24 protein-coding genes are annotated in these 26,645 nt (G+C 72.8%); 14 read left to right on the top strand and 10 right to left on the bottom strand.

Going from position 1 to position 26,645, the window contains the following annotated elements; genetic code table 11:
- Nucleotides 1-41 precede the first annotated feature (41 nt).
- On the top strand, nt 42-2,681 hold the full coding sequence (locus tag H9640_RS01355; RefSeq protein ID WP_191788936.1) for an ATP-dependent DNA ligase: 2,640 nt from the start codon (nt 42-44) through the stop codon (nt 2,679-2,681).
- A gap of 4 nt (nt 2,682-2,685) precedes the next feature.
- Here the strand turns inward: H9640_RS01355 and H9640_RS01350 are convergent, their stop codons facing one another.
- Nucleotides 2,686-3,345: a GntR family transcriptional regulator gene (locus H9640_RS01350; RefSeq protein WP_191788935.1), complete on the bottom strand. Its 660-nt coding sequence runs from the start codon at nt 3,343-3,345 to the stop codon at nt 2,686-2,688.
- A 115-nt stretch (nt 3,346-3,460) separates the two neighbouring features.
- Between H9640_RS01350 and H9640_RS01345 the strand changes: the two genes are divergently transcribed.
- The 5 genes from H9640_RS01345 to H9640_RS01325 all read left to right on the top strand — a co-directional run bounded on the left by H9640_RS01345 (nt 3,461) and on the right by H9640_RS01325 (nt 8,382).
- A complete protein-coding gene (locus tag H9640_RS01345) occupies nt 3,461-4,696 on the top strand; it encodes an amidohydrolase family protein (protein WP_191788934.1) in 1,236 nt (411 codons plus the stop codon).
- 118 nt (nt 4,697-4,814) lie between these two features.
- Nucleotides 4,815-5,222, top strand: a complete 408-nt coding sequence (locus H9640_RS01340) for a VOC family protein (RefSeq protein ID WP_191788933.1) — start codon at nt 4,815-4,817, stop codon at nt 5,220-5,222.
- A 69-nt stretch (nt 5,223-5,291) separates the two neighbouring features.
- Nucleotides 5,292-6,215, top strand: coding sequence for an NADP-dependent oxidoreductase (locus H9640_RS01335; RefSeq protein WP_191788932.1), 924 nt, complete (start codon nt 5,292-5,294; stop codon nt 6,213-6,215).
- A gap of 106 nt (nt 6,216-6,321) precedes the next feature.
- Nucleotides 6,322-7,155: a hypothetical protein gene (locus H9640_RS01330; RefSeq protein ID WP_191788931.1), complete on the top strand. Its 834-nt coding sequence runs from the start codon at nt 6,322-6,324 to the stop codon at nt 7,153-7,155.
- A gap of 99 nt (nt 7,156-7,254) precedes the next feature.
- Entirely contained in the window at nt 7,255-8,382 is a 1,128-nt protein-coding gene (locus H9640_RS01325) for an aminopeptidase P family protein (protein ID WP_191788930.1), read from the top strand.
- A 12-nt stretch (nt 8,383-8,394) separates the two neighbouring features.
- Here the strand turns inward: H9640_RS01325 and H9640_RS01320 are convergent, their stop codons facing one another.
- From H9640_RS01320 to bioB, 3 genes are all read right to left on the bottom strand, one after another.
- Nucleotides 8,395-9,783: an MFS transporter gene (locus H9640_RS01320; protein ID WP_191788929.1), complete on the bottom strand. Its 1,389-nt coding sequence runs from the start codon at nt 9,781-9,783 to the stop codon at nt 8,395-8,397.
- Nucleotides 9,780-10,394 (bottom strand): pyridoxamine 5'-phosphate oxidase family protein, encoded by a 615-nt coding sequence (locus tag H9640_RS01315; RefSeq protein ID WP_204809502.1) that lies wholly within the window; start codon nt 10,392-10,394, stop codon nt 9,780-9,782. Before H9640_RS01315 ends, H9640_RS01320 begins: the two co-directional genes overlap by 4 nt.
- 124 nt (nt 10,395-10,518) lie before the next feature.
- Nucleotides 10,519-11,682 carry a biotin synthase BioB gene (gene bioB / locus H9640_RS01310; RefSeq protein WP_191788928.1) on the bottom strand — a complete coding sequence of 388 codons (1,164 nt, stop codon included), beginning with the start codon at nt 11,680-11,682 and terminating at the stop codon, nt 10,519-10,521.
- A gap of 174 nt (nt 11,683-11,856) precedes the next feature.
- Here bioB and H9640_RS01305 point away from each other — a divergent pair, with 174 nt between their 5' ends.
- The 3 genes from H9640_RS01305 to H9640_RS01295 are packed head-to-tail and all read left to right on the top strand — an operon-like array spanning nt 11,857 to nt 14,002.
- Nucleotides 11,857-12,444, top strand: coding sequence for a TetR/AcrR family transcriptional regulator (locus H9640_RS01305; protein ID WP_191788927.1), 588 nt, complete (start codon nt 11,857-11,859; stop codon nt 12,442-12,444).
- Complete coding sequence (locus tag H9640_RS01300) at nt 12,441-13,160, top strand: pyridoxine/pyridoxamine 5'-phosphate oxidase (RefSeq protein WP_191788926.1); 720 nt, start codon at nt 12,441-12,443, stop codon at nt 13,158-13,160. The genes H9640_RS01305 and H9640_RS01300 overlap by 4 nt, the downstream gene beginning before the upstream one ends.
- Nucleotides 13,157-14,002 carry a maleylpyruvate isomerase family mycothiol-dependent enzyme gene (locus tag H9640_RS01295; protein ID WP_191788925.1) on the top strand — a complete coding sequence of 282 codons (846 nt, stop codon included), beginning with the start codon at nt 13,157-13,159 and terminating at the stop codon, nt 14,000-14,002. Before H9640_RS01300 ends, H9640_RS01295 begins: the two co-directional genes overlap by 4 nt.
- On the opposite strand, the gene nirD is transcribed toward H9640_RS01295, so the two are convergent.
- Together nirD and nirB are read right to left on the bottom strand one after the other, a co-directional pair.
- Complete coding sequence (nirD, locus tag H9640_RS01290) at nt 13,992-14,330, bottom strand: nitrite reductase small subunit NirD (protein ID WP_191788924.1); 339 nt, start codon at nt 14,328-14,330, stop codon at nt 13,992-13,994. The two genes, H9640_RS01295 and nirD, sit on opposite strands and share 11 nt — an antisense overlap.
- Complete coding sequence (gene nirB, locus H9640_RS01285; RefSeq protein WP_191788923.1) at nt 14,327-16,900, bottom strand: nitrite reductase large subunit NirB; 2,574 nt, start codon at nt 16,898-16,900, stop codon at nt 14,327-14,329. The genes nirD and nirB overlap by 4 nt, the downstream gene beginning before the upstream one ends.
- Before the next feature lie 239 nt (nt 16,901-17,139).
- On the opposite strand from nirB, the gene mqo reads away from it, so the two are divergent.
- Nucleotides 17,140-18,645 (top strand): malate dehydrogenase (quinone), encoded by a 1,506-nt coding sequence (mqo, locus tag H9640_RS01280; RefSeq protein WP_191788922.1) that lies wholly within the window; start codon nt 17,140-17,142, stop codon nt 18,643-18,645.
- A 120-nt stretch (nt 18,646-18,765) separates the two neighbouring features.
- Here mqo and H9640_RS01275 read toward each other — a convergent pair whose 3' ends face one another.
- Together H9640_RS01275 and H9640_RS01270 are read right to left on the bottom strand one after the other, a co-directional pair.
- Nucleotides 18,766-19,998: an acyl-CoA thioesterase/BAAT N-terminal domain-containing protein gene (locus H9640_RS01275; protein ID WP_191788921.1), complete on the bottom strand. Its 1,233-nt coding sequence runs from the start codon at nt 19,996-19,998 to the stop codon at nt 18,766-18,768.
- Nucleotides 19,999-20,068: 70 nt separating this feature from the next.
- The gene (locus H9640_RS01270; RefSeq protein ID WP_191788920.1) at nt 20,069-20,269 is read right to left on the bottom strand and encodes a hypothetical protein; all 201 of its coding nucleotides are present in this window, start codon (nt 20,267-20,269) and stop codon (nt 20,069-20,071) included.
- Nucleotides 20,270-20,358: 89 nt separating this feature from the next.
- Here H9640_RS01270 and H9640_RS01265 point away from each other — a divergent pair, with 89 nt between their 5' ends.
- From H9640_RS01265 to H9640_RS01250, 4 genes are all read left to right on the top strand, one after another.
- A complete protein-coding gene (locus H9640_RS01265) occupies nt 20,359-21,312 on the top strand; it encodes a helix-turn-helix domain-containing protein (protein WP_191788919.1) in 954 nt (317 codons plus the stop codon).
- A 124-nt stretch (nt 21,313-21,436) separates the two neighbouring features.
- Nucleotides 21,437-22,267: an aldo/keto reductase gene (locus H9640_RS01260; protein WP_191788918.1), complete on the top strand. Its 831-nt coding sequence runs from the start codon at nt 21,437-21,439 to the stop codon at nt 22,265-22,267.
- Complete coding sequence (locus tag H9640_RS01255) at nt 22,267-23,154, top strand: NAD(P)-dependent oxidoreductase (protein WP_191788917.1); 888 nt, start codon at nt 22,267-22,269, stop codon at nt 23,152-23,154. Before H9640_RS01260 ends, H9640_RS01255 begins: the two co-directional genes overlap by 1 nt.
- A gap of 139 nt (nt 23,155-23,293) precedes the next feature.
- Nucleotides 23,294-24,391 carry a fatty acid desaturase family protein gene (locus H9640_RS01250; protein WP_191788916.1) on the top strand — a complete coding sequence of 366 codons (1,098 nt, stop codon included), beginning with the start codon at nt 23,294-23,296 and terminating at the stop codon, nt 24,389-24,391.
- Nucleotides 24,392-24,435: 44 nt separating this feature from the next.
- Here the strand turns inward: H9640_RS01250 and H9640_RS01245 are convergent, their stop codons facing one another.
- Nucleotides 24,436-25,092 (bottom strand): GyrI-like domain-containing protein, encoded by a 657-nt coding sequence (locus H9640_RS01245; protein ID WP_191788915.1) that lies wholly within the window; start codon nt 25,090-25,092, stop codon nt 24,436-24,438.
- A 168-nt stretch (nt 25,093-25,260) separates the two neighbouring features.
- On the bottom strand, nt 25,261-26,643 hold the full coding sequence (gene pntB, locus H9640_RS01240; protein WP_191788914.1) for a Re/Si-specific NAD(P)(+) transhydrogenase subunit beta: 1,383 nt from the start codon (nt 26,641-26,643) through the stop codon (nt 25,261-25,263).
- Between the last annotated feature and the right edge of the window lie 2 nt (nt 26,644-26,645).

The following is a 26,645-nucleotide window of genomic DNA, read 5'->3' as shown; positions in this document are numbered from 1 at the left end:
CCCGCCGAGCGCAACCACCCGCCCCGGGCAACCATGGACCCATGGCCACCTCGACGGCGGCGCAGACCGTGAGCGTCGGCGGTCACCGCCTCAAGCTCACCAACCTGGACAAGGTCCTCTACCCGGCCACGGGCACGACCAAGGGGGAGGTCCTGGCCTACCTCGCGGCGGTCGCCGACGTCCTGCTCCCCCACGCCTCGAACCGCCCTGCCACGCGCAAGCGCTGGCCCAACGGTGTCGAGGGACCCGTGTTCTTCCAGAAGAACCTCGACGCCGGCACGCCCACGTGGGTCCGGCGGCGCACGATCCAGCACAAGGACCACGCGAACGAGTACCCGCTCGTCAACGACCTCGCGACGCTCACGTGGCTCGGGCAGGTCGCCGCCCTGGAGATCCACGTGCCGCAGTGGCAGTTCGGGCGGACGGGCGTCCAGAAGAACCCCGACCGGCTCGTCCTCGACCTCGATCCCGGCGAGGGCGCGGGTCTGCCCGAGTGCGCCGAGGTCGCGCGCCTGGCCCGCGACGTGCTGCGCGGCATGGGCCTGGACCCCCTGCCCGTGACGAGCGGGTCCAAGGGCATCCACCTGTACGCCGCGCTCGACGGCCACCAGACCACGGACGAGGTGAGCGCGGTCGCGCACGAGCTCGCCCGCTACCTCGAGGCCGAGCACCCCGACCTCGTGGTGAGCGACATGAAGAAGGCGCTGCGCGGCGGCAAGGTGCTCGTCGACTGGAGCCAGAACAACGGCAACAAGACCACCATCGCGCCCTACTCGCTGCGTGGCCGTGCCCACCCGACCGTCGCGGCCCCGCGCACGTGGGACGAGCTCGACGACCCCGACCTCGCGCACCTCGACAAGGACCAGGTCGTGGAGCGCGTCCAGAGCATGGGCGACCCGCTCGCGGCCCTCACCGCGGGCCACCTGGCCTCGCTCGAACCCACGCCCGAGCGCATGGCGACGTTCGCGCGCAGGGGCGCGGCGCCGTCGGGCGGCGGGAGCACGGACGACGGCGGGCGCGACACCGCACCGGGAGACGCACCCCGGCGCGACCGCCTCGAGACCTACCGCGCCAAGCGCGACGCCTCCCGGACGCCCGAGCCGGTCCCGGGATCGGGAGAGCCGCCCGACGAGTCGCCAGCGGGGAACTCCTTCGTCATCCAGGAGCACCACGCGCGCCGCCTGCACTGGGACTTCCGCCTGGAGCACGACGGCGTGCTCGTGAGCTGGGCCCTGCCGCGCGGAGAGCCGACCGACACGAAGCAGAACCACCTCGCGGTCCAGACCGAGGACCACCCGCTCGCGTACGGATCGTTCGAGGGGACCATCCCGGCGGGCGAGTACGGCGGTGGCGAGGTGACCATCTGGGACGCTGGCACGTACGAGCTCGAGAAGTGGCGCGACGACGAGGAGGTCATCGTCACGCTGCACGGCGAGCAGCACGGGACGCGGCGGCTCGCACTCATCCACACGGGGGGTCATCAGCAGCACGGCTCCTCCGGCACATCAGGCAGAGCCCAGGAGAACAACTGGCTCATCCACCTCATGGCCCCGCGCGACGAGGGGCGGGCGCCGCAGCGCGCGACACAGCACGCCTCGCCCCGCGGCAAGGCGAAGGCGCAGCACCCCAGCGAGCCCGACGACGAGCCCGCGGCCGCCGCCCTCCCCCGCCCGATGCTCGCGACCGCCGGGACGGTCGAGACGCTCACGGCCGAGGGCGACCCCGACGACTGGGCCTACGAGATGAAGTGGGACGGCTTCCGGGTGGTCGCGCAGGTCACCGACGGTGCCGCGGCACCCGGCGCGCCCGGCGGCACCTCCGCCCCGACCGTCCGCCTCGTGAGCCGCAGCGGCAAGGACATGACCGCGACGTACCCCGAGCTCGCGGACCTCGCGGCCCGCGTCCCGGCGGCCGACCTGCCCGTCGTCGTGGACGGCGAGATCGTGGCGCTCGACGCACGCGGTCGCCCGAGCTTCCGACGGCTCCAGCAGCGCGCGAACCTCACCAGGGCGGGGGACGTCGCGGCGGCGCGAGCGAAGGTCGGGGTCGAGCTCATGCTGTTCGACGTCCTGTCCGTCGGCGGTCGCTCGCTCGTCCGGCGCACCTACGACGAGCGCCGCGAGATCCTCGAGGACCTGGTCGCCCAGTCCTCGACGGTGCACGTGCCGCCCGCGTTCGACGGCGACCTCGCGGGGGCGGTCGCGACGAGCAGGCAGCTCGCCCTCGAGGGCGTGGTGGCCAAGCGCCGCACGAGCACGTACACGGCCGGGCGGCGCTCGCGGAGCTGGATCAAGGTCAAGCACTCGCACTCCCAGGAGGTCGTGGTGGTCGGCTGGCGCCCGGGGCACGGGGACAGGTCGCACCTGGTCGGCTCGCTGCTGCTCGCGGTGCCCGACGACGAGGGTCTGCGCTACGTGGGCCGCGTCGGGTCGGGCTTCACCGAGAAGGAGCGGCGCGACCTCGTGACGCGGCTCGGGCGGATCGAGCGGGTCACGAACCCGGCCCTCGACGTCCCGACGGCGGACGCCTCGGACGCCCGCTGGGTCACGCCGCACCTGGTCGGCGAGGTCGACTACGCGGACTGGACGAGCGCCCCCGACGGCGACGGCAAGCTGCGGCACGCGGTGTGGCGCGGCTGGCGTCCCGACAAGTCTCCCGAGGACGTGCGCCGGGAGGGCTGATCTCTCAGCCTCGCGCCGGGCCCTGGGCGGCGCGCCGGGCGCGCGCGGCGTCGCGGCTGGTCTGCACGTGCCCGACGGCGAGGCGCGCCGCCTCCTGCCCGTCACCCGCGCGGATCGCGGCCAGGAGCCCGCGGTGCTCGTCGACCATCTCCTCGAGGTCGAGGTGCTGCCCGAGGAGCCAGCGCAGGCGGCTCGCGGTGATCGCGCCGATCTCGTCGAGGAGCGGGCTCGCGGCGGTCGTCGCGACGAGCTCGTGGAAGTCGGCGCCCGCACGGTGGGCGGCCTTCGCGTCGTGGTCGCGCGCGGCCCGGGCCTCGCGGTCGAGGACGGCCTCGAGCGCGGCGACCTCGTCGGGGGTCCTGCGTTCGGCCGCGAGGCGGAAGGTCAGGGTCTCGAGCGCGGAGCGCACCTCGATGAGGTCGTCGACGTCGGCGTCGGTGAAGGTCCGCACGACGGCCCACGTCCGGGGGCGCGGGGTCACGAGCCCCTCGGCGATGAGCGCCTTGAGGGCGTCGCGGACGGGGACGCGGCTCACGCCGAGCTCGGCCGCGAGGTCGCGCTCGACGAGCCGGTCGCCCGGCGTGCGGTCGCCGTCGATGATCTGCTCGCGCACGATCCGGGCGACACGGTCCGCCTCGGGCTCGAACGGCTGGTCTGCGCTCATGCGTCCATCCTCCCGGAAGCCCCGCCGAGAAATGGTATACCATTCATACCAGTGTGGCCCCCTGGGGGTGGGCCCTGCACCAGGCCAGACAGCACCACCGGAAGAAGGACCTCAGATGCCGCCGTTCCCCAGCTCTCCCCAGGTCGCCGTGTCGGTGCTGCGCAACGTCAGGCCATGGGGCGCCGACCCCGTCGACCTCCACGTCGCGGACGGGCACATCACCCGGGTGACGCCGCACTCCCCCGCGGAGGCTGCGCCGTCGGGCAGCGTGCCCGCCCCGGGCGAGATCGACGGGCGCGGCCTCCTGGCCCTGCCCGGGTTCGTCAACGCGCACGCGCACGTCGACAAGAGCTGGTGGGGCAAGCCGTGGGTCAGCTACGGCGGCGAAGCCACCACGCAGGGACGCATCGCGCACGAGCGCGAGCACCGCGACGAGCTCGGCATCCCCGGGGTCGACGTCACGGTCGCGGTCCTGCGCGAGTTCCTGCGCCACGGCACGACGGCGATCCGCACCCACGTCGACGTCGACCTCGGCCTCGGGCTGCGCGGCATCGACGTGGTCCGCGAGTCCCTGTTCGTCCTCGGCGGCACGGTCGACGCCGAGATCGTCGCGTTCCCGCAGGACGGCGTCCTGCGTCGGCCCGGCGTGCTCGAGCTGCTCGACGCCGCAGCGGCCGCCGGGGCCGAGCACATCGGCGGGCTCGACCCCGCCTCGATCGACCGCGACCCGGTGACGCAGCTCGACGGGCTGTTCGAGATCGCCGAGCGGCGCGGCGTCGGGGTCGACGTCCACCTGCACGACGGCGGCGAGCTGGGCGCGTTCCAGATCGAGCTCATGATCGAGCGCACGATCCGCGCGGGCCTGCAGGGCAAGGTCAACGTGGCGCACGGGTTCGCGGTCGGGCAGCTCCCCCCCACGCGCATGGCCGACCTCGTCGAGGCCATGGGCGACGCGGGCATCAGCATGACGACCGTCGCCCCGATCGGCGCCACCCCCCTCCCCCTCGACCTGCTGCGCGAGCACGGGGTGCGCGTGGGCCTGGGCACCGACGGCATCCGCGACCTGTGGGCGCCGTACGGCACGGGCGACCTGCTGGCGCTCACGACCCGCCTGTCCCAGCTCGCGCGCTTCCGCCACGACGAGGACATCGTGCGCGCCGCCCGGCTCGCGACGAGCGACGCCGCGCCCTTCGTGGGACGCCGGGTGCACGACCTCGTCGAGGGTGCGCGTGCCGACGTCGTGCTGGTCGACGCCGAGAACACCATGGACGCCGTGGTCCGGGCACCGGCCCGCGCGCTCGTGGTCGCGGGCGGCCAGGTCGTGGCCCGCGACGGCGAGGTCCTGGTCTGACCCCTCCGCCGACGCGAGGTCGGCGAGCGCCGATGAGTTCTCCGAGGACCGCCGGTCTACCCGACGACACCCGTCCTCGCCGCGGAGCACCGCGGCGGCACGTCCGAAGGAGCACGTCATGACCGGAACCCAGATCTTCGTCAACCTGCCCGTGGCCGACCTCGACAGGTCCAAGGCGTTCTACACGCAGCTCGGGTTCTCGATCAACGAGCAGTTCACCGACGAGAACGCGTCGTGCGTCGTCATCAGCGACGCGATCTACGTCATGCTCCTGACGCACGACTTCTTCCGCCGGTTCACGTCGAAGGACATCGTCGACGCCCAGAGTGCGACCGAGACCATCAACGCGATCAGCGCCGAGTCCCGCCCGGGCGTCGACGAGCTCGCCGACCGGGCCCTCGCCGCGGGCGGGTCGCAGGCCAACCCGCCCCAGGACGAGGGCTTCATGTACTCGCGCAGCTTCTCCGACCTCGACGGGCACCTGTGGGAGGTCATGTACATGGACCCGAGCGCGATCGACGGCTGACCTGCCGGGACCCGACGGGCGGCGGCGCCGGGGAATGCCTCGGCGCCGGCCCCGCCCGTTGCCGCCTTCATGCGAGCCATCACCTACTCCCGCTACGGCGGAGCCGACGTCCTCGAGCTCAGCGAGCTCCCCACGCCCAAGGTCGGGCCGGACACCGTCCTGGTCCGGGTCAAGGCCACGAGCGTCAACCCCGTGGACTGGAAGGTCCGCGAGGGCTACCTCGACGCGATCATGGACGCCACGTTCCCGGTCGTGCCCGGCTGGGACGTCGCGGGCGTCGTCGAGCAGGTCGGCCTGGACACACCCGAGCTCTCGGTCGGCGACGAGGTCTTCGGGTACGTGCGCAAGGACGTGGTCTCCGGCGGCACGACCGCCGAGCTCGTCGCGGCCCCGGTCCGCACGCTGGCCCGCAGGCCCGCGGCATGGACGTGGGAGCAGGCCGCCGGCGCACCGCTCGCGGGGCTCACTGCGCTCCAGACGATCGACCGCGCCGGGGTGAGCAGCGGTCAGACCGTGCTCGTGCACGCGGCCGCGGGGGGCGTCGGGTCGATGGCCGTGCAGATCGCGGTCGCCCGTGGCGCTCGCGTGATCGGCACGGCGTCCGAGCGCAACCACGAGTACCTGCGCTCGCTGGGCGCCGAGCCCGTGACGTACGGCGAGGGACTCTCCGGGCGCGTGCGCGCCCTCGCTCCCGAGGGCGTCGACGTCGTGCTCGACTACATCGGTGGCGAGGCCCTGGCCACCACGCCGGACGTGCTGCGCGACGGCGGCACGGTCGCCTCGGTCGTCGACGCGGCGGCCCGCGACGAGCTCGGCGGGCACTACGTGTGGGTCCGCCCCGACGTCGAGGGGCTGACCGAGCTGGCCCGCCTCGCCGACGCCGGACAGCTCACGGTCGACGTCGCCGAGGTCTACGACCTGGCCGACGCCGCGAAGGCCCACGAGGCGAGCCGGACCGGGCACGTGCGCGGCAAGGTCGTCATCACGGTCTGAGCCGTCTGTCCCGCTCCCACGGGGCGCGGTTCCCCGCGCGACGCGCTGCGCGTCGCCCACCAGGGGTCCGCGCCCCGCGGCCGGTCGGTGACGTACCGTGAAGCCCATGTCCGCCACCGTCCCCGCCCTCGTCGCCGCCGACTCCGCACGCCTGCGGACCCGCGCCGCACGACATGCCCGCTCGCTCCCGCTCGCCGTCTGCGGGCTGGCCGTGCTGGTCGTCGCGGGGATGGGCCTGCTCGATGGCAGCTGGTTCTGGCTCGTCATGCTCGTGCCCGCAGCAGGGTTCCTCGCGACGTACGTCGTGGCCTTCGCCCTGCGGCTGCCCTCGGGGGTGGGCGTCGGGAGCGACGGGTACGGGATCGCGCTCGTCCTGAGCGCACTGATCGCCTTCTTCCTCCCCTGGATCATCTGGACGACGGGCGTCCCCTTCCTCGTAGGGCTCGGCCTCGTCGTCCTGGGGCTGCGCGCCTCCGACCGGTTCCTGTGGGTGGCAGGGCTCGCGACGATGGCCGCGTCGTTCGGGATCGCGACCCTCTCGTCGCCGCTCTTCTTCCCGCTCTCGACGCCCGGCCTCATGGCGATGATCGCTCTGGGCCTCGCCCTGCTGGCAGCCGCGCTGGTCGCCCTGCGCGGCGAGCGGCAGACCCTCGCGGCCGGCGACGGCGCCGTGAGCATCGGCGACCCCGCGACCGACAACCTGCGGGTCCTCGCGGTGCTCGGTGACGCCGACGAGGCCGACCAGCCCGCGCTCGCCCGCCTCACGGGCATCGAGGAGCGCAACCTCGCGGCCCGCCTCCACGACCTCACCGAGGCGAGCCTGGTCCATGCCCGGATCACGAAGAACCGGAACTGGGCGCAGATCACCCGCGAGGGCCGCGAGGAGCTGCGGACCCGCCGCGAGGCCCTGCGCGGGGTCGCGGAGCACCGCAAGGCCTGAGCGCCGGCACCGCCCAACGGCGAGCCGCGCACCCGGGACGGGCTCCGCCGTCGGGCACCTCGCCCGGCGCACCGGCGAGAGCGGTGGCAGGCTGGCCCCATGAGGGAGTTCACCGCACAGGACTTCGCCGCGCGCATCGACCGCGCGGCCGCCCAGGCCCGGGACGCCGGGCTCGCCGGGGTGCTCGTCACCCCCGGGCCGGACATGACGTACTTCACGGGGTACACCCCCACGGCCATGACCGAGCGCATCACGCTGCTCGTGGTCCCGGCCGACGGCGAGGCGTCGATCGTGGTGCCCGTCCTGGAACGCCCTGACCTCGACCGCGCGGCCGGCGCCGCGGCCCTGCACGTCACGGCGTGGACGGACGGCGTCGACGAGTACGCGGTCACGGCCGACCTGCTCGACGCCGCCGGGCGCTACGCGATCTCCGACTCGGCCTGGGCCATGCACCTGCTGGGGCTCCAGCGCACGCTGCCGGGCTCGTCGTACTCGGCGATGACGCAGGCCCTGCCCATGCTGCGCGCGGTCAAGGGACCGGACGAGATCGAGCGCCTCGCGGCCGCGGGAGCCGCGAACGACGCGACGTTCGCGGACATCGTCGAGATCCGTTTCAGCGGGCGCCGCGAGCTCGACGTCGCGGCGGACCTCGCGGGCTTCCTGCGCGACCACGGGCACTCGCAGGTCGACTTCACGGTCGTCGGCTCGGGGCCCAACGGCGCCAACCCGCACCACGAGGCGGGCGACCGGGTCATCCAGGAGGGCGACATGGTCGTGCTCGACTTCGGCGGCCTCAAGGACGGCTACGGCTCGGACATGACGCGCATGGTGCACGTCGGGGGCGACGTGACGGACCAGCAGCGCGAGGTCTTCGAGGTCGTCCGTGCCGCACAGCAGGCCGGGGTCGACGCGGTGCGGCCCGGCGCGACGTGCCAGGACGTCGACCGCGCCGCGCGCGCCGTCATCACCGAGGCCGGGTACGGCGAGCAGTTCATCCACCGCACGGGCCACGGGATCGGGCTCACGACGCACGAGCCGCCGTACATGATCGAGGGCGAGGAGCAGCCGATCGTCTCCGGCATGTGCTTCTCGGTCGAGCCGGGCATCTACCTGTCGGGGAACTTCGGGGTGCGCATCGAGGACATCGTGGTCGCGTTCCCGGACGACCTGCCCGACGGCGCCCGTCGCCTCAACAACGCACCGCACGACCTGCACGTGGTCGAGTAGGCGGAACGCGTCTCACGCCGCCGGTGCGTCGGCGGCCCCCGCCGCCACGACCTGCTCGTTGCGGATGCCCGCCCAGCTCACGAGGCCGCCCGCGACGAGCAGCGCGGCGGTGACGATCAGCGCCCGGTGGAACCCTGCGACGTCGAGCACGGGTCCGATGACGATCCCCGCGCACGCGATGACCACGAGGCCCGCGATGCGCGAGACCGCGTTGTTCACGGCCGACCCGATGCCCGCGTCCGCGGCCGGGATCGAGCCGAGGATCGCCGCGGTCAGGGGCGCCACCGTGACGGCGAGGCCCAGGCCGAACAGCAGGATGCCGGGCAGGAGCTGCGTGAAGTAGCTCGCCTCGGCGGTCGTGGTGAGCATGAGCAGGTACCCGCAGCCCGCGATCAGGGGGCCCACCGTCATGAACAGGCGCGGCCCGTACCGGCCCGCGAGCGCCCCGAAGCGCGACGACAGGAACAGCATGAGCAGCGTGACGGGCAGCAGGGCGAGGCCCGCGAGGGTCGCGCTGTACCCGGCGACCTGCTGGACGAACAGGGTCACGGCGAACCCGCCGAACGCGAGCGCCCCGTAGATCGCGGCCGTCGCGACGTTGCCCGCGGCGAAGTTGCGCACCGAGAACAGGGACAGCGGCAGCATGGGGTCAGGGGCACGCCGCTCCCAGACGAGGAACGCCACGAGCGCCGCGATCCCGACGACGAGCGGCACCCACACGACCGGGCTGCCCCACCCGAAGCGCCCGTGCTCGATGAGCGCGAAGACGGGCCCGGCGAGCCCGACGGCCGCGAGCACCGCTCCGCGCACGTCGATGCGCCGACCGGTCTCGGTGTCGCCCTCCTCCATGCCGCGCAGGATCCACAGCGTCACCGCGACGGGCAGGAGGTTGATGCCGAACACCCAGCGCCAGGACAGCGTGTCGACGAGCACGCCGCCGAGCAGGGGTCCGGCGATCATCGCGGTGCCGGTCCACGCGGTCCAGGTGCCGATCGCCTTGGCCTGCGCGGCGCCGCTGAACGAGGAGATGATCATCGCGAGCGAGCTCGGAACGAGCAGCGCGCCCGCGATGCCCTGCAGCCCGCGCGCGACCACGAGCACGACGCCCGTCGGGGCCAGCGCGCACAGCACCGACGTGAGCGCGAACCCGACGAGCCCCCACCACATGACGCGGCGGCGCCCGTGGACGTCGGACAGCGAACCCGCCACGAGGATGAGCGACCCGAGCGTGATGAGGTACGCGTCGACGACCCACTGCTGGAGCGCGAGCCCGTCGAGCACTCCCCCGGCCAGCTCGTCGGCGATCGCGGGCAGCGCGACGTTGACCACCGTCCCGTCGAGGAACGACACGAACGAGGCGAGGATCGCGACGAGCAGCACACGGCGCTGGGCGGGTGTCACGGCTCCACGCTAGCCCCGTCCTCGAAGCGCCACCGGGTCGCGGTGTAGTCCTCGCCGCGCCCGTACGCGTAGACCGTCGTGGGCTGCACCCGGAAGACGTACGCCTCCACGGTGGCCTGCTCGCCGGGCTCGGAGCCGTCCGCGGGCGCCTCGCTGTCCCAGAAGGCGCCGTCTCGCACCTCGAAGTGCCAGTCGTACTTGCACGCCCAGCGGTCGGCCAGGCGTTGCAGCAGGTGGTGCTCGGTGATCCGCTCGGCGGCCCCGTCGAGCACGACGTCGAGCCCCGCGCTCAGGAGGTTGGTCCCGGTGGTCAGCACGCACCCGGGGTTCGCCGCGAGGTTGAGCGCCTTGCGCTCGGTGCGGCCGGTGCAGAAGTGGAGCGCCCCGTCGGCCCAGACCGCGATGAGCGGAGTGACGTGCGGGCGCCCGTCGGGGCGGACGGTGGACAGCCAGAAGATCTCGGCGCCCTGGAGCTGAGCCAGGGCGTCGGCCCAGGAGGTCGGTGCAGCGCCGGGGGACGAGAAGTCCGTCATGAGGACCCCGGCGGGCGCGCCGCCGGGCTCGACGGGCTGGGCGGACTCGGCGGCGGGCTGGTCGGGTTCTGCGGCCATGGGAGATCCTCCGTCTCTGGGTGGCTCCGTCGCCACACCGTCCCTCTCCGACCGGCGCGGGCGCCCGAACTCATCGGCAGCTCGGGGCGAGGGCCGCCCTCTCGGGTCGCACCGGTGGCAGCGCTCACGCGTTCGGGGCAACGGTCGTCCCGGTTCCACGACGGCGGACCGTGACCCCTGTCCCGCCCGCCACGCCCGACGGGGCGCCACCGTCCCTCGCCACGATCCCCGTGCCTGGCCCGTCCAGGGGGACGCCGTCGTCGCCGCGCGCCGTCTCGACCTCGAAACCTCCGTCGGCGAGCAGGCCGTGGTCCGCCTGCGCGGCCTGCCCTTCGCTCGTGAGGTAGTCGCCCAGGAAGATCGAGCTCACCATCTCCAGCGCGAGCGGCTGGAGCGAGCGCAGGTGCACCTCGCGCCCGGCCGCGAGGCGGAGCTCTGCCGTGGGGCACACGAAGCGCAGCATGGCGAGGATGCGCAGGCACCGCTGGGGCGTGAGGTCCCACGTCCCCGCGAGGGGCGTCCCGTCGAACGGCACGAGGAAGTTGACGGGCACGGAGTCCGCCCCGAGGTCGCGCAGCGCGAACGCGACGTCGACGAGGTCCTCGTCGCTCTCGCCCATGCCCGCGATGAGCCCCGAGCAGGGCGAGAGCCCGGCGCCCCTCGCCCGTTCGACCGTCTCGACGCGGTCCGCGTACTCGTGCGTGGTGCAGATGTCGGCGTACGTCGCCTCGGACGTGTTGAGGTTGTGGTTGTACGCGTCGGCGCCCGCTGCGGCCAGCCGGTCGGCCTGGCCGTCGCGGAGCAGGCCGAGGCACGCACAGACCTCGACGTCGGGGTGCTCGCGCTTGATCCCGTCGACCATCGCGGACACCCGTGCCACGTCGCGGTCGCTCGGCCCGCGCCCGCTCGCGACGAGGCAGACGCGACGGGCGCCGCCTGCGACCCCTGCCCGGGCGGCGGCGACCGCGTCCTCGGTGCTCAGCCACGAGTACTTCAGGACCTGTGCCGTGGACCCGAGGCGCTGCGAGCAGTACGAGCAGTCCTCGGGGCACAGGCCCGACCTCAGGTTGACCAGGTAGTTGAGCCGCACCCGACGGCCGAACCGGTGGCGACGCACGCGCCCGGCCGCAGCGACGACGTCGAGCAGGTCGTCGTCGCTCGTCCGCAGGACGGCCACCGCCTCGGCGCGCGTCGGCGCGGTGCCGGCGAGGCCGCGGGCGACGAGGGTGTCCAGGAGGTCGCGGACGTCCGCAGGACCGGTGTCGTCGTGGTCGGAGGAGGGCTTCACGACCACGATCCTCCTCGCGCGCCAGCTACCTCTCCCCGGCCTGCCCCGACAAGGCGAGCCGCTTCTTCTTGGGCCGGACCACAGCCCGTCGTGGGGTTCCTCCAAGGCCCTCGCTCGCACGTTGGCGACAGCCGAGGTCTCGACACCATACCTAGAGGTAGGTATGGTGTCGGCATGACCGACACCGACCTCCCGAGCCGCGAGCGCCTCGTGCGCGCGGCCCGCGACCTGTTCTGGGCACAGGGCGTCGAGGGCACGAGCCCGCGCCAGGTCCTCGAGGCGAGCGGCGTGGGGCAGGGCAGCCTCTACCACCACTTCCCCACCAAGCACGACCTCTCGCTCGCCGCGATCAGCGCGACCACCCACGACGCCCTCTCGTCCGTCGCGAGCGACCTCGAGGACGCCGACCGCTCACCCGCCGAACGCCTCGTGGCCTACCTCGAACGGCCGCGTCCGGCGCTCGCGGGCTGCAAGGTCGGGCGCCTGACGAGCGACCCGTCGGTCATGTCGGACGACGAGCTGCGCGGCCCCGTCCGCGACTACTTCGCGGGCCTGGTCGCGCGGGTCCAGGCGGTCTTCGAGGAGACCGGCCTGCCCGACGACGCCGCGCACGACCGCGCGTACGCGGCGGTCGCGATCGTCCAGGGCGGGTACGTGCTCGCGCGGGCCCTCGACGACCCGGCGGCGATGAGCGCCGCGGTCGAGGGGTTCGTGTCGATGCTCGAACCGGCGCTGGACCCGAGCACGGCGGCACGTCGATGAGCGCCGGGCCGCACGGCTCGCCAGGCCCCGGCGACACCCGGGACGAGCGCTCCGCCCGTGAGCCCTCGTCGCTCCGTGAGCGCCTCCGCGCCCTGCCGACCTTCGCCCCGGGACTGCCGACCCTCGAACCGGACGCGACGCCGTCGGACCCCGTGACGCTGTTCCGCGCCTGGATCGAGGAGGCGATCGACGCCGGGGTGCCGCTCCCCCACGCCATGACGCTGGCGACCGCCGGGGCCTCCGGCGAGGTGCACGCGCGCACCGTGATCCTCAAGGACGTCGACCCCTCGGGATGGTGGTTCGCGACCGTCTCGACAAGCCCCAAGGCCCGCGACCTCGCAGAGAACCCGCACGCCGCCCTCACGTTCCTCTGGCCAGTCCTGGGACGCCAGGTCCGCGTCACCGGGCCTGTGACGCCCGCCGACCCCGCGACGAGCGCGGCGGACTTCCTCGCCCGCTCGGACGGCTCGCGCGCCGCCGCGCTCGTGGGCCACCAGAGCGAGGCCCTCGCGTCCCGGCAGGAGTACCGGGACGCCTTCGCGGGCGCGCTCGCCCGCGCGCAGCACGACCCGACGCTGATCGAGCCCACCTGGACCGCCTACGCGCTCGCGCCGACGTCGGTCGAGTTCTGGCAGGCGTCGGACGACCGCGGACAGACCCGGCTGCGCTACCGCGCGGTCGGCCACGACTGGGAGAAGGGGCTGCTCTGGCCATGACGAGGACCACGCAGGACACCAGCACGAGCATCACCGGCACGCACACCACCTCCGACGCGACGCGCGCCGCACGCGCCGACGCGCGTGCCGCGCTGCACCAGCTCGTCGAGGCCGTCCGCACGCTCGACGACGCCGCGCTCCGCTCCCCCAGCGCGCTCGACGGGTGGACCGTCGGGCACGTGCTCTCCCACGTCGCGATGGTCGGCGACGCGCTCGCCCGCCAGGCCGAGCTCGCGGCCCGCGGCGAGACGGCCGAGGTCTACGAGGGCGGGGCCGAGGGCCGCGCGGCGGGGATCGAGTCCGGCGCGACCCGCTCGCGCGACGAGCACCTCGACGCGCTCGGGGCGGCAGGCGCACGGCTCGACGCGGCCTGGGACCTGACCGACCGCACGGGGTGGGACGCACCCGTGACGTATCGCGACGGGGCGGTCGCCGACGTCCTCGACTGCTGGTGGCGAGAGGTCCGCATCCACGCGACCGACCTGGGCGAGGTCAGTACCGCCCAGGGACTCACGCCGTCCGCGACCTGGGGGCTCGCCTTCACCGACCACCTGCTCGACTTCCTGGGCCTGCGCCTGGCCGAGCCCGTGCTCGTGGCGCGGGACGAGGACGGGGCGCGCGCCGTCGTCGGGCCCGAGGGCGTGCGGGCCGCCGCCCCGGGAGCAGACGACGCGCTCACGACCGTGACGGGTTCCGCGGCGGACGTCGCCGCGTGGCTCGCAGGACGCGAGAGCGCAACCACCCCGGTCGCACGCCGCGGCGGGGTCGCGGTGGACCTGCCCCCGCTCGCGCCCTGGCCGTCGGGCGTCCCCGTGCGCCGCCGAGCGCCGGTCAGGCCCTGACCAGGACCGTCCCGTCCTCGACCGCGACCTCGAAGGTCGCCAGGGCCTCGGGCTCCTTGCCGCTCGGGTCGAGGCACCGCCCCGTCGTCAGGTCCCAGACCTGCTTGTACATGGGCGAGGTGATGGTCGGGGTCTCGCCCGCCGAACCGACGATGCCGCGCGAGAGCACGTTGGCCCCCGAGTAGGGGTCGCGCTGCTGGACCGCGAACAGCCGGTCGTCGGCCAGGCGGAACACCGCGACCTGGGTGCCGTCGACCAGCGCGGCGACGCCGCGCTCGGGCACGAGCCGCTCGAAGGGGCAGACCGTCGTCCATGCCGTCGCGCTCACTTGCGGACCTCCACCGTGCGGGCGATCACCGGGTTGTTGTCGGACGGCTCGCCGGGGCGGGCCGGTCGCACCTGCCCGCGCACGCCCGTGTAGGCGAGGTCCGGGTCGTGCTGGTCGGGTGCGTTGACGAACGACACGAACCGCGACAGCCGGTCCGGGTCGTCGAGGGTCTGGGCCCACTCGTCGACGTACGACTCGACGTGCCGCGCGACCTCGGCCTCGAGGTCGGCCGCGATGCCCAGCGAGTCCTCGACCAGGACCTTGCGCAGCTCGACGATCCCGCCGGGGAAGTCCGCGACCCAGGGGGCCGTGCGCTGCAGGCGGTCCGCGGTCCGGACGTAGTACGCGAGGAAGCGGTCGACCACCGCGACGAGCGTCTCGTCGTCGAGGTCCTCCGCGAGCAGCTCGGCGTGCCGGGGCGAGAAGCCGCCGTTGCCGCCCACGTACACGTTCCAGCCCTTCTCGGTCGCGATCACGCCCACGTCCTTGCCGCGCGCCTCGGCGCACTCGCGCGCACAGCCCGAGACACCGATCTTGAACTTGTGCGGCGACCGCAGCCCCCGGTAGCGGAGCTCGAGACGCACGGCCATGCCCACCGAGTCCTGCACCCCGAACCGGCACCACGAGGAACCCACGCACGACTTCACCGCGCGCAGCGACTTGCCGTACGCCTGCCCCGACTCCATGCCCGCGTCGACCAGGCGGCGCCAGATCTCCGGGAGCTGGTCGATCCGGGCCCCGAAGAGCCCGATCCGCTGGGCGCCCGTCACGCGCGTGTACAGGCCGAAGTCCTGCGCGACCTGCCCGATCACGATGAGCTTCTCGGGCGTGATCTCCCCGGCGGGGACGCGCGGCACCACCGAGTACGTGCCGTCCTTCTGCAGGTTGGCCAGCGCGCGGTCGTTGGTGTCCTGGAGCGCAGCCTGCTCGCCGTCGAGGATGTACCCGCCCCACAGCGACGCGAGGATCGAGGCGACGACCGGCTTGCAGACCACGCAGCCTCGGCCCGTGCCGTGCGCCGCGACGATCTGGGTGAAGGTGCGCAGCCCGTCCTGCCGCACGAGCGCGAAGAGCTCGGCGCGGGACATCGTGAAGTGCTCGCACATCGCGTTCGACACCGTGACGCCGGCCGCCTCGAGCGTCGTGTTGACGATCTTGGTGAGCACGGGCACGCACGACCCGCACACGGTCCCGGCCTTGGTGCACGCCTTGACCTCGCCCAGGCTCGTGCAGCCGTGCTCGGTCACCGCCCCGCGGACCGTCCCGGCGGTGACGTTCGCGCACGAGCAGACCACGACGTCGTCGGGCAGGTCGCCGCCGAGCGCCGGGGCGCCGCCCTCCGGGGCGAGGAACGCCGACGGGTCGGCGCCCAGAGAACGCCCCAGCAGGGGGCGCAGCGACGAGTAGAGGGCCGCGTCGCCCACGAACACGCCGCCGAGCAGGGTCCGTGCGTCGTCCGAGACGACGAGCTTGCGGTAGGTCCGCGCGACCGGGTCGGCGAACGTGACCTCGAGCGCGCCGGGCGTCAGCCCGAACACGTCGCCGAAGCTCGCCGCCTCGATGTCGACGCCCTTGAGCTTGGTCCCCTCGGGCGCCGGGGAGTAGGTCGCGCTGCCGCCGAGCAGCCGGTCGACGACGACGTCGGCCATGGCGTTGCCCGGTGCGACCAGGCCCACGCACTGGTCCTCGAACGACGCGCACTCCCCGATGGCCCACACGGCGGGGTCCGAGGTGTGGCACGCCGCACCGACGACGACGCCGCCGCGCTCGCCGATCGCGAGGCCCGCCTCGCGCGCGACGCGGTCCCGGGGCCGGATGCCGGTCGAGAAGATCACGACGTCGGCGGGGATCCGCGACCCGTCCGACAGGTCCATACCGCCCACCGCGCCGTCGCCCGCGGCCGAGAGCCCCGTGGCGCCGGTCGAGGTGCGGACGTCGATGCCGCGGTCGGTCACGAGCACGCGCAGCGCCTCGCCGCCCGCGTCGTCGAGCTGGACGCTCATGAGGCGGTCGGCGAACTCCACGACGGTCGCGGCCGCGCCGAGGGTCTGGAGCGCGGCCGCGGCCTCGAGCCCCAGCACGCCTCCCCCGACGACGACGCCGTGCAGCGGACGCCCCAGGCGTGCGGTGCGCAGCCCGACGTACTCGCGCAGCCCCTCCAGGTCGGCCAGGGTGCGATAGCTGAACACGCCCGGCAGGTCGGTGCCCTCGGTGCGCGGGGTCCAGGCCCAGGAGCCCGTGGCCAGGACCAGGTGGTCGTAGGCGAGCACGCGCCCGGACCTCGTCGTGACGGTCTGCGTCTCGCGGTCCACTGCCGCGACCGCGTCGCCCGTGACCAGCTCGGTGCGCGAGTCGTCCCAGACCGAGGGCTCCATCGTCAGGTCGTCCGCCGAGCGGCCCGTGAAGTACTCGGACAGGTGCACGCGGTCGTACGGGGCGCGGTCCTCGTCCCCGACGACGGACACGTGCCACGCCCCCTCGGGAGAGCGTGCGATCATCTGGCTCACGAACCGGTGGGCGACCATGCCGGCGCCGACCACCACGACGCGGCCGGGGGTGGGAGTGCTCATGTGGGGGGCCTCACGAGAAGGGTCGGGCGCGGACGGGGCGAGTCGGGTCGCGGGGGGCGGGTGCGACCGTCGTGACCATCCTGGCGCATAGATACGAGGTTTCTGGTCAAAACACCAGATCAGCGCGTCGCGAGGACCTAGGACGCGACGTCCAGGGACCTTGGTCCCGAAAAAGTGTGACGCACGACCGTGACGGACGGCACAGCATGTGCACTCCTTCACAAGCGTAAAATCGAGCGGTGGCGACTAAGAAGACAACGGGTCAGAACACCATCGACGTAGCCCTCATCGGCGGCGGCATCATGAGTGCGACCCTCGGCGCCCTCCTGAAGCTCCTCGAGCCCACGTGGACCATCAAGGTCTTCGAGCGCCTCGACGCGGTAGCCCAGGAGTCCTCCAACCCGTGGAACAACGCTGGCACCGGCCACGCTGCGCTCTGCGAGCTGAACTACACCCCCGAGAAGGCCGACGGGACCGTCGAGATCTCCAAGGCGGTCACGATCAACGAGCAGTTCGAGGTGTCGCGCGAGTTCTGGCACCACCTGCTCACCGGGGGCCACCTGCCCGAGCCCGCGAGCTTCATCAGCCACACCCCGCACATGACGTTCGTGCGCGGCGCGGCCAACGTGGACTACCTCAAGCGCCGCTTCACCGCGCTGAGCGCCCACCCGCTGTTCAGCGAGCTCGAGTTCACCGACGACCCCGCGGTCATCGCGCAGTGGGCACCCCTGCTAGTCCTCGACCGGGACGGCGACGAGGCCGTCGCCGCGACCCGTGCGACGAGCGGCACGGACGTCGACTTCGGCGCGCTCACCTCGCAGCTCTTCGACTTCCTCACGGCCCACGACGTCGAGCTCAACCTCCAGCACGAGGTCAACCGCCTCAAGAAGCGCAAGGACGGCACCTGGGACGTCACCGTCAAGGACGTGTCCTGGAACGCCAAGCAGGGGCCGCGCACCGTCAACGCCCGCTTCGTGTTCGTCGGCGCGGGCGGCGGCGCCCTGCCGCTGCTGCAGAAGGCCGGGATCAAGGAGGCCAAGGGCTACGGCGGCTTCCCCATCAGCGGCGAGTTCCTGCGCACCGACAACCCGGAGATCGTCGCCCAGCACCAGGCCAAGGTGTACGGCAAGGCCGACGTCGGCTCGCCGCCCATGTCCGTCCCGCACCTCGACACGCGCGTGGTCGACGGCAAGACGTACCTGATGTTCGGCCCCTACGCCGGGTTCAGCCCCAAGTACCTCAAGAAGGGATCGCTGCTCGACCTCTTCACCTCGCTGCGGACCCACAACATCGGGTCCATGCTCGGCGCAGGCCTCAAGAACATCGACCTCACGCAGTACCTGGTCGGTCAGCTCGTCGCGAGCCCCGAGGCCAAGTTCACGGCGCTCCAGGCCTTCATGCCCACGGCTCACCCCAAGGACTGGGAGAAGATCACCGCGGGCCAGCGCGTGCAGGTCATCAAGAAGGACCCCGCCAAGGGCGGTGTGCTCGAGTTCGGCACCGAGGTCATCGCGGCCGCGGACGGCTCGATCGCCGGCCTGCTCGGCGCCTCGCCGGGCGCCTCGACCGCGGTGCCCGCGATGATCGACGTGCTCGAGCGCTGCTTCCCGCAGCAGTTCGCCACGTGGCGCCCCGCGCTCGGGGCCATGATCCCGAGCCTCGGCCAGGCCACGTGGGAGGCGACCGAGCTCGACTCGCTCTCCGCCTCCGCGGGGCCCTCGGAGGAGGCGGTCGGCGCCCGCTGACCCCGTCCCCGCAACGCACCGGCGCCCCGGTCTCCTTCGTGGAGACCGGGGCGTCGTGCTGTGCGGGGCCCTCGTGCCGCGCTGGGCACCGTAGCCTCCGGCCCAGCGGATGGGCGGCGCCTACTGCCGCGCCTGTGCGAGCACGTCGGCGACGGCGTTCCAGAGGTCGACACGGGCCTGGTGCGTCGCTGCCGGTTCCGCGCCCGGCTCGTCCAGGGCGATGGGCTGGTAAGGGGCCGGGACGATGAAGTGTCCCGCGTCCTCCTGCACGATCGCGCGCACCTGCGTCGGGTCACTGAACCGAGACGTCGCCTCCGTGAGCAGCAGGCACGCTTCCCACACGGGGTCCGCCCTCCCGCACGCGAGCACCGTGGGGCCGACGATCGCGTCGACGTCCACGACCGCCTCCGGAGGTGGCGGGACGCCCCACCGATACTCGGCGCACGGCAGGCCCTCTCCAGCAAGAGTCCAGGCGGGCACCCCGTGGTTCGGGTACCCGCAGTACAGGCGGCCCGCCCCAGTCGGCGCGAACGCGCCGTACACCTCGTCGGGGTGGTTCGCGGCGAGCCAGAGCGCCATCTCCCCGCCACGGGACTGGCCGAACGTGAACACCCGTTCGGTGTCGACGCCGGGCTGCTCCCGCAGCCACGCGAGCCCGGTGAGGAAGGTCTCGACGGGCACGTTCTCCAGCTGCGGCGGCTGCCCGGGGCTCTTGAAGTAGCTGATCGCCAGCGCCGGGTACCCGAGCGCGGCCAACGAGATGGCGGTGGCACGGGCGTTGCCCAGTCCCCCCTCTGAGCCGCTGAACACGAGCACGGCCGGCAACGAGGCGTCGGCCGAGAGCCCGTCCGGCACGGCGTAGGCGGCGACCATGCCGTCGTCGGTCACGTCCTGGACATCGACGTCGGCCCCGTAGCCGCGCCGCTCGACGACGGCCTCGGCAAGTACATCGTCGTCGGCGCTCACGACGAGGCGGACGTCGACGTCTGCCGACAGGGCAGCCAGGCTGGCACGGTTCATCGACCAGAACGGTCCCATCGCGTCGGCCGTCGTCCACGACCCTTCGGTCGGTGCCGTCGTCGCGAGGTCCACCCGCCCGTCCTCGTCCGCCACGAACGTCGCACGCGACGACATCGCGCTCCCCTCGAGCTCCGTCGTCGCGACCAGTCGCACCTCGCGACCCGCGCCGAGCCCGGTCAGCGTGATCGCGAGCGGGTCGAACGCCCCGTCCTGCGGGGCGACCTCGATCGCCGGTTCCTGCTCGGGCGACGCAGAGCACGCCGCGAGAGCCAGCAGCGAAGCGGTCAGCAGGAGGGCAACGGCAGGGACATGGTCACGTCGTCGGGAGGCCATGGGCAAATGTTCCCGTACCTCACCAATTCGGCACAACCCACCACGCCGGACGGTCGGCGCAGCCTTGGTCTCATCCTCGAAGGCCTCGCGCACCGACCAGGTCGACCTGTCGGCGTGGGTCTCCCCGCCCGGCCGGCGGCAGGCTCCAGCCGTCGTTCGTCCCGGCGGGGAACCGACCCCCGACCGGTGGGCGCCGGAGCGCCATCACCACGAGCGGCGCCACGAGCGCCGCGACCACGACCACTCTCATCACGAGCTCCACGATGTCCATGCGTCCAGCCTGGTCCGGCGTCACGACCCGCACGAGTGGCAGGAGAGACAGGTGTCGACAAGATCCTGCCACGGGCGTAGCGTCGAAGGATGTTGCGCACAGTGGCGGCCGTCGTCGCCGACGGACTGGCCCCGTTCGAGTTCGGCGTCGTGTGCGAGGTCTTCGGCCTCGACCGCACGGACGACGGCGTCCCCCCGGTCGACTTCCGCGTGTGCGGCCCGGTCGCGGGCGAGCCGGTCCGCACCAGCATGGGCGCCTCCCTGGTCCCCGACCACGGGCTCGACGCGCTCGAGGACGCCGACCTGGTCGCGATCCCCGCGCTCACCATCCGCGACGAGTACCCGCCGGAGATCGTCGACGCACTGCGCGCGGCCCACGCCCGCGGCGCGGTCCTGCTGAGCGTCTGCTCGGGCGCGTTCCTGCTCGCTGCGGCGGGGCTCGTCGACGGACGCCGCATCACGACGCACTGGCGCCACGCGGAGGACCTCAAGGCGCGGTTCCCGCAGGTCGAGGTGGACCCGGACGTGCTGTTCGTCGACGACGGCGACATCGTCACGAGCGCGGGGACGGCCGCCGGGATCGACGCGTGCCTGCACATCGTGCGCAAGGAGTTCGGCAGCGCGGCCGCCAACGCGATCGCGCGGCGCATGGTCGTCCCGCCCCAGCGCGACGGTGGGCAGCGCCAGTACATCGACCGCCCCGTGCCGGTGTGCGAGGAGCAGAGCATCCGCGACGTGCTCGCGTGGATGAGCGAGCACCTCGACGAGCCTCAGACGGTCGAGGACCTCGCGCGGCGCGCACACCTGTCGACGCGCACGTTCGCGCGGACGTTCGTCGCCGAGACGGGCACGACGCCCATGCAGTGGCTCGCGACCCAGCGCGTGCACCATGCGCGGACCCTCCTCGAGGAGTCGGGGCTCGACCTCGAGGAGATCGCGCGGCTGTGCGGGTTCGGGTCGGCCGCGCTGCTGCGGCACCACTTCCGCCGCGCGGTCGGCGTGCCGCCCACGGACTACCGGCAGACGTTCCGGCACGCGTCCTGACCCGCAACCCGGTGAGGCGCGCGCCGGACGGGCGCTCCGCCGTCGGGCCGTGTCCCACGTTGCACGACGGCGCCACGCACCTAGTGTCGAGAGGGTCAGGTCCCGTCCGACGTGAGGTGCCCACATGACCATCCCCACCACCCTGCTCTCGTCCGGCCACGAGATGCCGCTCCTCGGCCTCGGGACGTGGCCCCTCGACGACCACGCGTCGGCGAGGGCCGTGGCGGGCGCGATCGGGCTGGGGTACCGGCTGATCGACACGGCCTCGCGCTACGAGAACGAGATCGGCGTCGGGCAGGGCATCGCGGCGTCGGGCGTGGACCGCGCCGACCTGTTCGTCACGACCAAGCTCCGCGGCGCCGACCAGGGGTACGACGCGACGCGCGACGCCCTGCGCGGGAGCCTCGACCGCCTGGGCCTCGACTACGTGGACCTCTACCTGATCCACTGGCCGCTGCCCCGCCTCGACCGGTACGTCGAGTCCTACCGGGCGATGATCGACCTCGCCGCCGAGGGCCTGATCCGCAGCATCGGCGTCTCGAACTTCCGGGAGCACCACCTCGACCGGCTCATCGCCGAGACGAGCCACGTCCCCGCCGTGAACCAGATCCAGCTCTCCCCGGCGCTGGCACGCACGGGCCTACGACGCTTCCTCACCGAGCGCGGGATCACGGTCGAGGGCTGGAGCCCGCTCGGGCAGGAGGAAGGCGTGCTCGACGAGCCGGTGATCCAGGCGATCGCCACGGCCCACGGGCGGACCGTCGGTCAGGTCGTGCTGCGCTGGCACGTCCAGCAGGGGATCATCACCATCCCCAAGTCGGCGAGACCCGAACGCCAGCGGGCGAACGCCGAGATCTTCGACTTCGAGCTCACCGACGACGACATGACCCAGATCGCGAGCCTCGACCGCGGCGAGGACGCCGCGCGCGACTCCGACGAGCACGAGGAGTTCTGATGAGCGACCTGCCGACCGTCACCGTCCTCGGCACGGGCACCATGGGCACCGGCGTCACGCACTCGCTCCTGCGCGAGGGCTTCGAGGTCACGGTGTGGAACCGGACCGCGTCGCGCGCCGCCCCGCTCGCCGACGCCGGGGCGCGCGTCGCCCCGACCGCGGCGCAGGCCGCGCACGGGGCGGACGTCGTCCTGAGCATCCTGTTCGACGCCGCCGCCGTCCTCGACGTCCTGGACGCGGCAGGCCCCTCGGTGGGCACCGGAGCCGTGTGGGTCCAGGCCTCGACGGTCGGGCGCGAGGGAACCGCCCGGATCGTCGAGCGCGCCCGACAGCTCGGCGTGACCCTCGTCGAGGCCAACCTGCTCGGCACCAGGCAGCCGGCCGAGGACGGGCAGCTCACGGTGCTCGCCGCCGGGGACCCCGACGTCCTGGCCGGCATCTCCCCCGTGCTCGACGCGATCTCCGCGAAGGTCGTGGTCGCCGGGACCGAGGTAGGGCAGGGCACGGCGCTCAAGCTCGCGTGCAACGCGTGGCTCGCCGCGATCACGGCCGCGACGGCCCAGTCGATCGCGCTCGCGCGCGCAGAGGGCATCGACCCGCACCTGTTCCTCGACGCCATCGGGGGCGGAGCGTCCGACTCCCCCTACGCCCACCTCAAGGGCGCCGAGATGATCAGGGGCGAGTTCACGCCGCAGTTCGCGCTCGACGGGCTGCGCAAGGACATCGGGCTCATCTCGGAAGCCGCCGCAGGCGCCGGGCTGGACCCGGCACTGCTGGACGCGCTGTCTGCCCTGTACGACAGCGCGTCGGCGCGCGGGCACGGGGGCGACGACATCGCCGCTGTCTACACGGCGTTCGGCGCACCGCACACGGGGTCGACGGCCTGAGAGCGAGGCAACCCGCACCCAACCTCCCTGCTTCCTCCACGCCGATCGCGATGTCACACGTAGACTCTCACCATCTGTACAACGGGCATCTCGCTCACCCCGCGGCTGGGAAGTCGACCCCCAGCCCTGTGAGGGATGTATGACCGACACTGCAGTCCGCCCCGGATTCCGCCCGACGAAGCCGCGCACCAGCGACGGCACCAGCGTCACCAGCACCTACACCGAGCTCTCCAAGCGCATCCGCGAGGCCGGGCTGCTCGAGCGGACGCACGGCTACTACGGCTGGGTCGCCGCGATCCTCACGGTCGCTCTCGGCGGCGCCGTCGCCGGCTTCGTGCTCCTGGGCGACTCGTGGTTCCAGCTGCTCATCGCGGGCGCGCTGGGGCTCATCCTCACGCAGTTCGCGTTCCTCTCGCACGAGGCCGCGCACCGCACGATCCTCACGTCCGGTCCCGCCAACGACCGGGTGGGTCGGTTCCTCGCCAACGGCGTCGTCGGCATCAGCTACTCGTGGTGGATGAACAAGCACACGCGCCACCACGCGAACCCGAACCGCGTCGGCAAGGACCCGGACATCGAGACCGACACCATCTCGTTCCTCGAGGAGAGCGCGGCCGAGCAGAAGGGCTTCCTCGCCCTCATCACCCGACACCAGGGCTGGCTGTTCTTCCCGCTGCTGACGCTCGAGGGCATCAACCTGCACATGATCTCGATCCGCTCGCTGCTGTCCTCGGCGAAGAGCCGGGCGCGGACCATGGAGCTCGTGACGATCGCCGTTCGCCTCACGCTCTACATGGGCGTCGTGCTCTGGTTCCTCCCGCTGGGCATGGCCTTCGCGTTCCTCGGTGTACAACTGGCGGTCTTCGGTGTGTACATGGGTGCGTCGTTCGCCCCCAACCACAAGGGCATGGCGATCATCCCCGCGACCAGCAAGCTCGACTTCCTGTCCAAGCAGGTCCTGACCTCGCGCAACATCACGGGCGGGCGCGTCATGAACGTCCTCATGGGCGGGCTCAACTACCAGATCGAGCACCACCTGTTCCCGAGCATGCCCCGCCCCCACCTCGCCAAGGCCCGCCTCATGGTCCGCGAGCACTGCGCGCGCCTGGGCATGCCGTACACCGAGACCAACCTGCTCGCGTCGTACGCGATCGTCGTCCGCTATCTCAACCGCGTCGGCCTCTCGGCACGCGACCCGTTCGACTGCCCCATGTTCAACCAGCTCCGCAAGGTCTGAGCCTGCGCCCCTCCGGTCCTGTCAGAGCCGGCGTGACGCAGAGGTCACGCTCGTCCTGACACGTGGGGCTCCGCGGGTCCCGCCCCGCCGAGCGCGCGCACCGGCTGACGCAGCACCGTCCGCAGCTTCTCGGGCGCCGTGCGACGCACGTCGCTGAGGTAGATCTCGTGGTGCGGGCCGTTGAACGTCAGCCCGTGCTCGGGCAGGTACTCGTCGTGCAGCCGGGCGAGCGTCGGCGCCTCGTCGTCGTAGGACCCGACGTGCAGGACCTGCACCGCGTCCCCCTCGTCGTACGTCGCGAAGCGCACCCGGTCGAGCGCGGGCAGCCCTTTCTTGCGGACCGTCACCTCGGCCACGTCGGCCACGAACGCGTCGGTGAGCCAGTCGGGCTGCAGCACCATGAGGGTCCAGCTCCACGCGTCCTTGTCGCGGCGCACGAACGCGGCGGGGTCGTCCGCGGTCCACAGCCCTTCGAGCGGCCCGACGACGTAGTCCCTGCCCAGGTCCTTCTTGCTCGCGAACTTCACGGCGTAGGAGAGCGAGAACAACGCCTCGACCGCCTCGGTGTACGCCGGAGCCGTGTTCGGGTCCCCCTCGCCGTCGATCTGCAGGTACACGAGCGGTGGCACGACGACCCGTGTGAACTCACGGGGCGGAGCGTAGAGCTCGCGGTGCTCCTTGCGCAGGTCGACCTTGTCCATGGGGTCCTCCGGGACGAACGACGGATCGAGCGCGACCTGAGCGCGCCCGGTGCGCGGCGCCGTCGGGCCGGGACGACGAGGAGGTGAGCCACGTCGCTCTGCCTGACGACGTCGCCCACCTCCTCAGCCTCCCTCGCCCCGCGCAGGTTCGCACTCCCGCGCCGGGCCTCAGAGCGCCTGGATGATGTTCTCCACCTGATCCTTGGCGTCTCCGAAGAGCATCGCGGTGTTGTCCTTGAAGAACAGCGGGTTCTGGACCCCCGCGTACCCCGTGGCCATCGACCGCTTGAAGACGATCACCTGCTTCGCGTTCCAGACCTCCAGCACAGGCATGCCGGCGATGGGCGAGCCCGGGTCGTCGAGCGCGGCCGGGTTGACCGTGTCGTTGGCGCCGATGACCAGCACCACGTCGGTGTCCGGCAGGTCACCGTTGATCTCGTCCATCTCGAGGACGATGTCATAGGGCACCTTGGCCTCGGCGAGCAGCACGTTCATGTGCCCCGGCAGGCGCCCCGCGACGGGGTGCACGCCGAACCGGACGTCGACCCCTCGCTCGCGCAGCCGCCGCACCAGGTCGGCGACGGGGTACTGCGCCTTGGCGACCGCCATGCCGTAGCCGGGCGTCACCACGACCGAGCGCGCGTGCTTGAGCAGGTCGGCGACCTCGGCCGCCTGGATCTCGTGGTGCTCGCCGTAGTCCTGGTCCGAGGCGACGACCGTGCCGCCCTCGGCCCCGAACCCGCCCAGGATGACGCTCACGAACGAGCGGTTCATGGCCTTGCACATGATGTAGCTGAGGATCGCACCCGAGGAACCCACCAGTGCTCCCGTGATGATGAGCAGGTCGTTGCTGAGCATGAAGCCCGCCGCGGCCGCGGCCCACCCGGAGTACGAGTTGAGCATCGAGACGACGACCGGCATGTCGCCGCCGCCGATCGAGGCCACCAGGTGCCAGCCCAGCGCGAGCGCGACGACCGTCATGAGGATCAGCGGCAGCAGCCCGTGACCCGCGATGAACCATGCCATGAGGCCTCCCGAGGCGACGAGCGCCCCGAGGTTCCACCAGTTGCGCCCCGGCAGCATGAGCGGGTTCGACCGGATGCGCGCCGACAGCTTGAGGTAGGCCACGATCGAGCCCGTGAACGTCACCGCGCCGATGAGCACGCCGAGGAAGACCTCGACCAGGTGCACGACGTCACCCTGCTCGGTCAGGTACGAGTTGAAGCCGACGAGCACCGCCGCGAGCCCCACGAAGCTGTGCAGGAGCGCGATCATCTCCGGCATCTGCGTCATCTCGACGCTGCGCGCCCGCCACGTCCCGACGACCGCGCCGATCAGGAACACCATGGCGATGAGCAGCAGCGTCACCATGACGGGACGCTCGCTGTCCTTCAGCGCGAGCGCGACCGTGGCCACGAGGGCGAGCCCCATGCCCGTCATGCCGAGCAGGCTGCCGCGACGAGCCGTCTCCTGCTTGGACAGGCCCGCGAGGCTGAGGATGAACAGGACTGCTGCGATGACGTAAGCAGCCTGGACCAGGGAGGTCAGCACGG

The sequence above is a fragment of the Oerskovia gallyi genome (assembly GCF_014836745.1).
Classification (GTDB): domain Bacteria; phylum Actinomycetota; class Actinomycetes; order Actinomycetales; family Cellulomonadaceae; genus Oerskovia; species Oerskovia paurometabola.
Note: the sequence above shows the minus strand (reverse complement) of the source record. Positions and strands in the feature narration are given on the sequence as shown.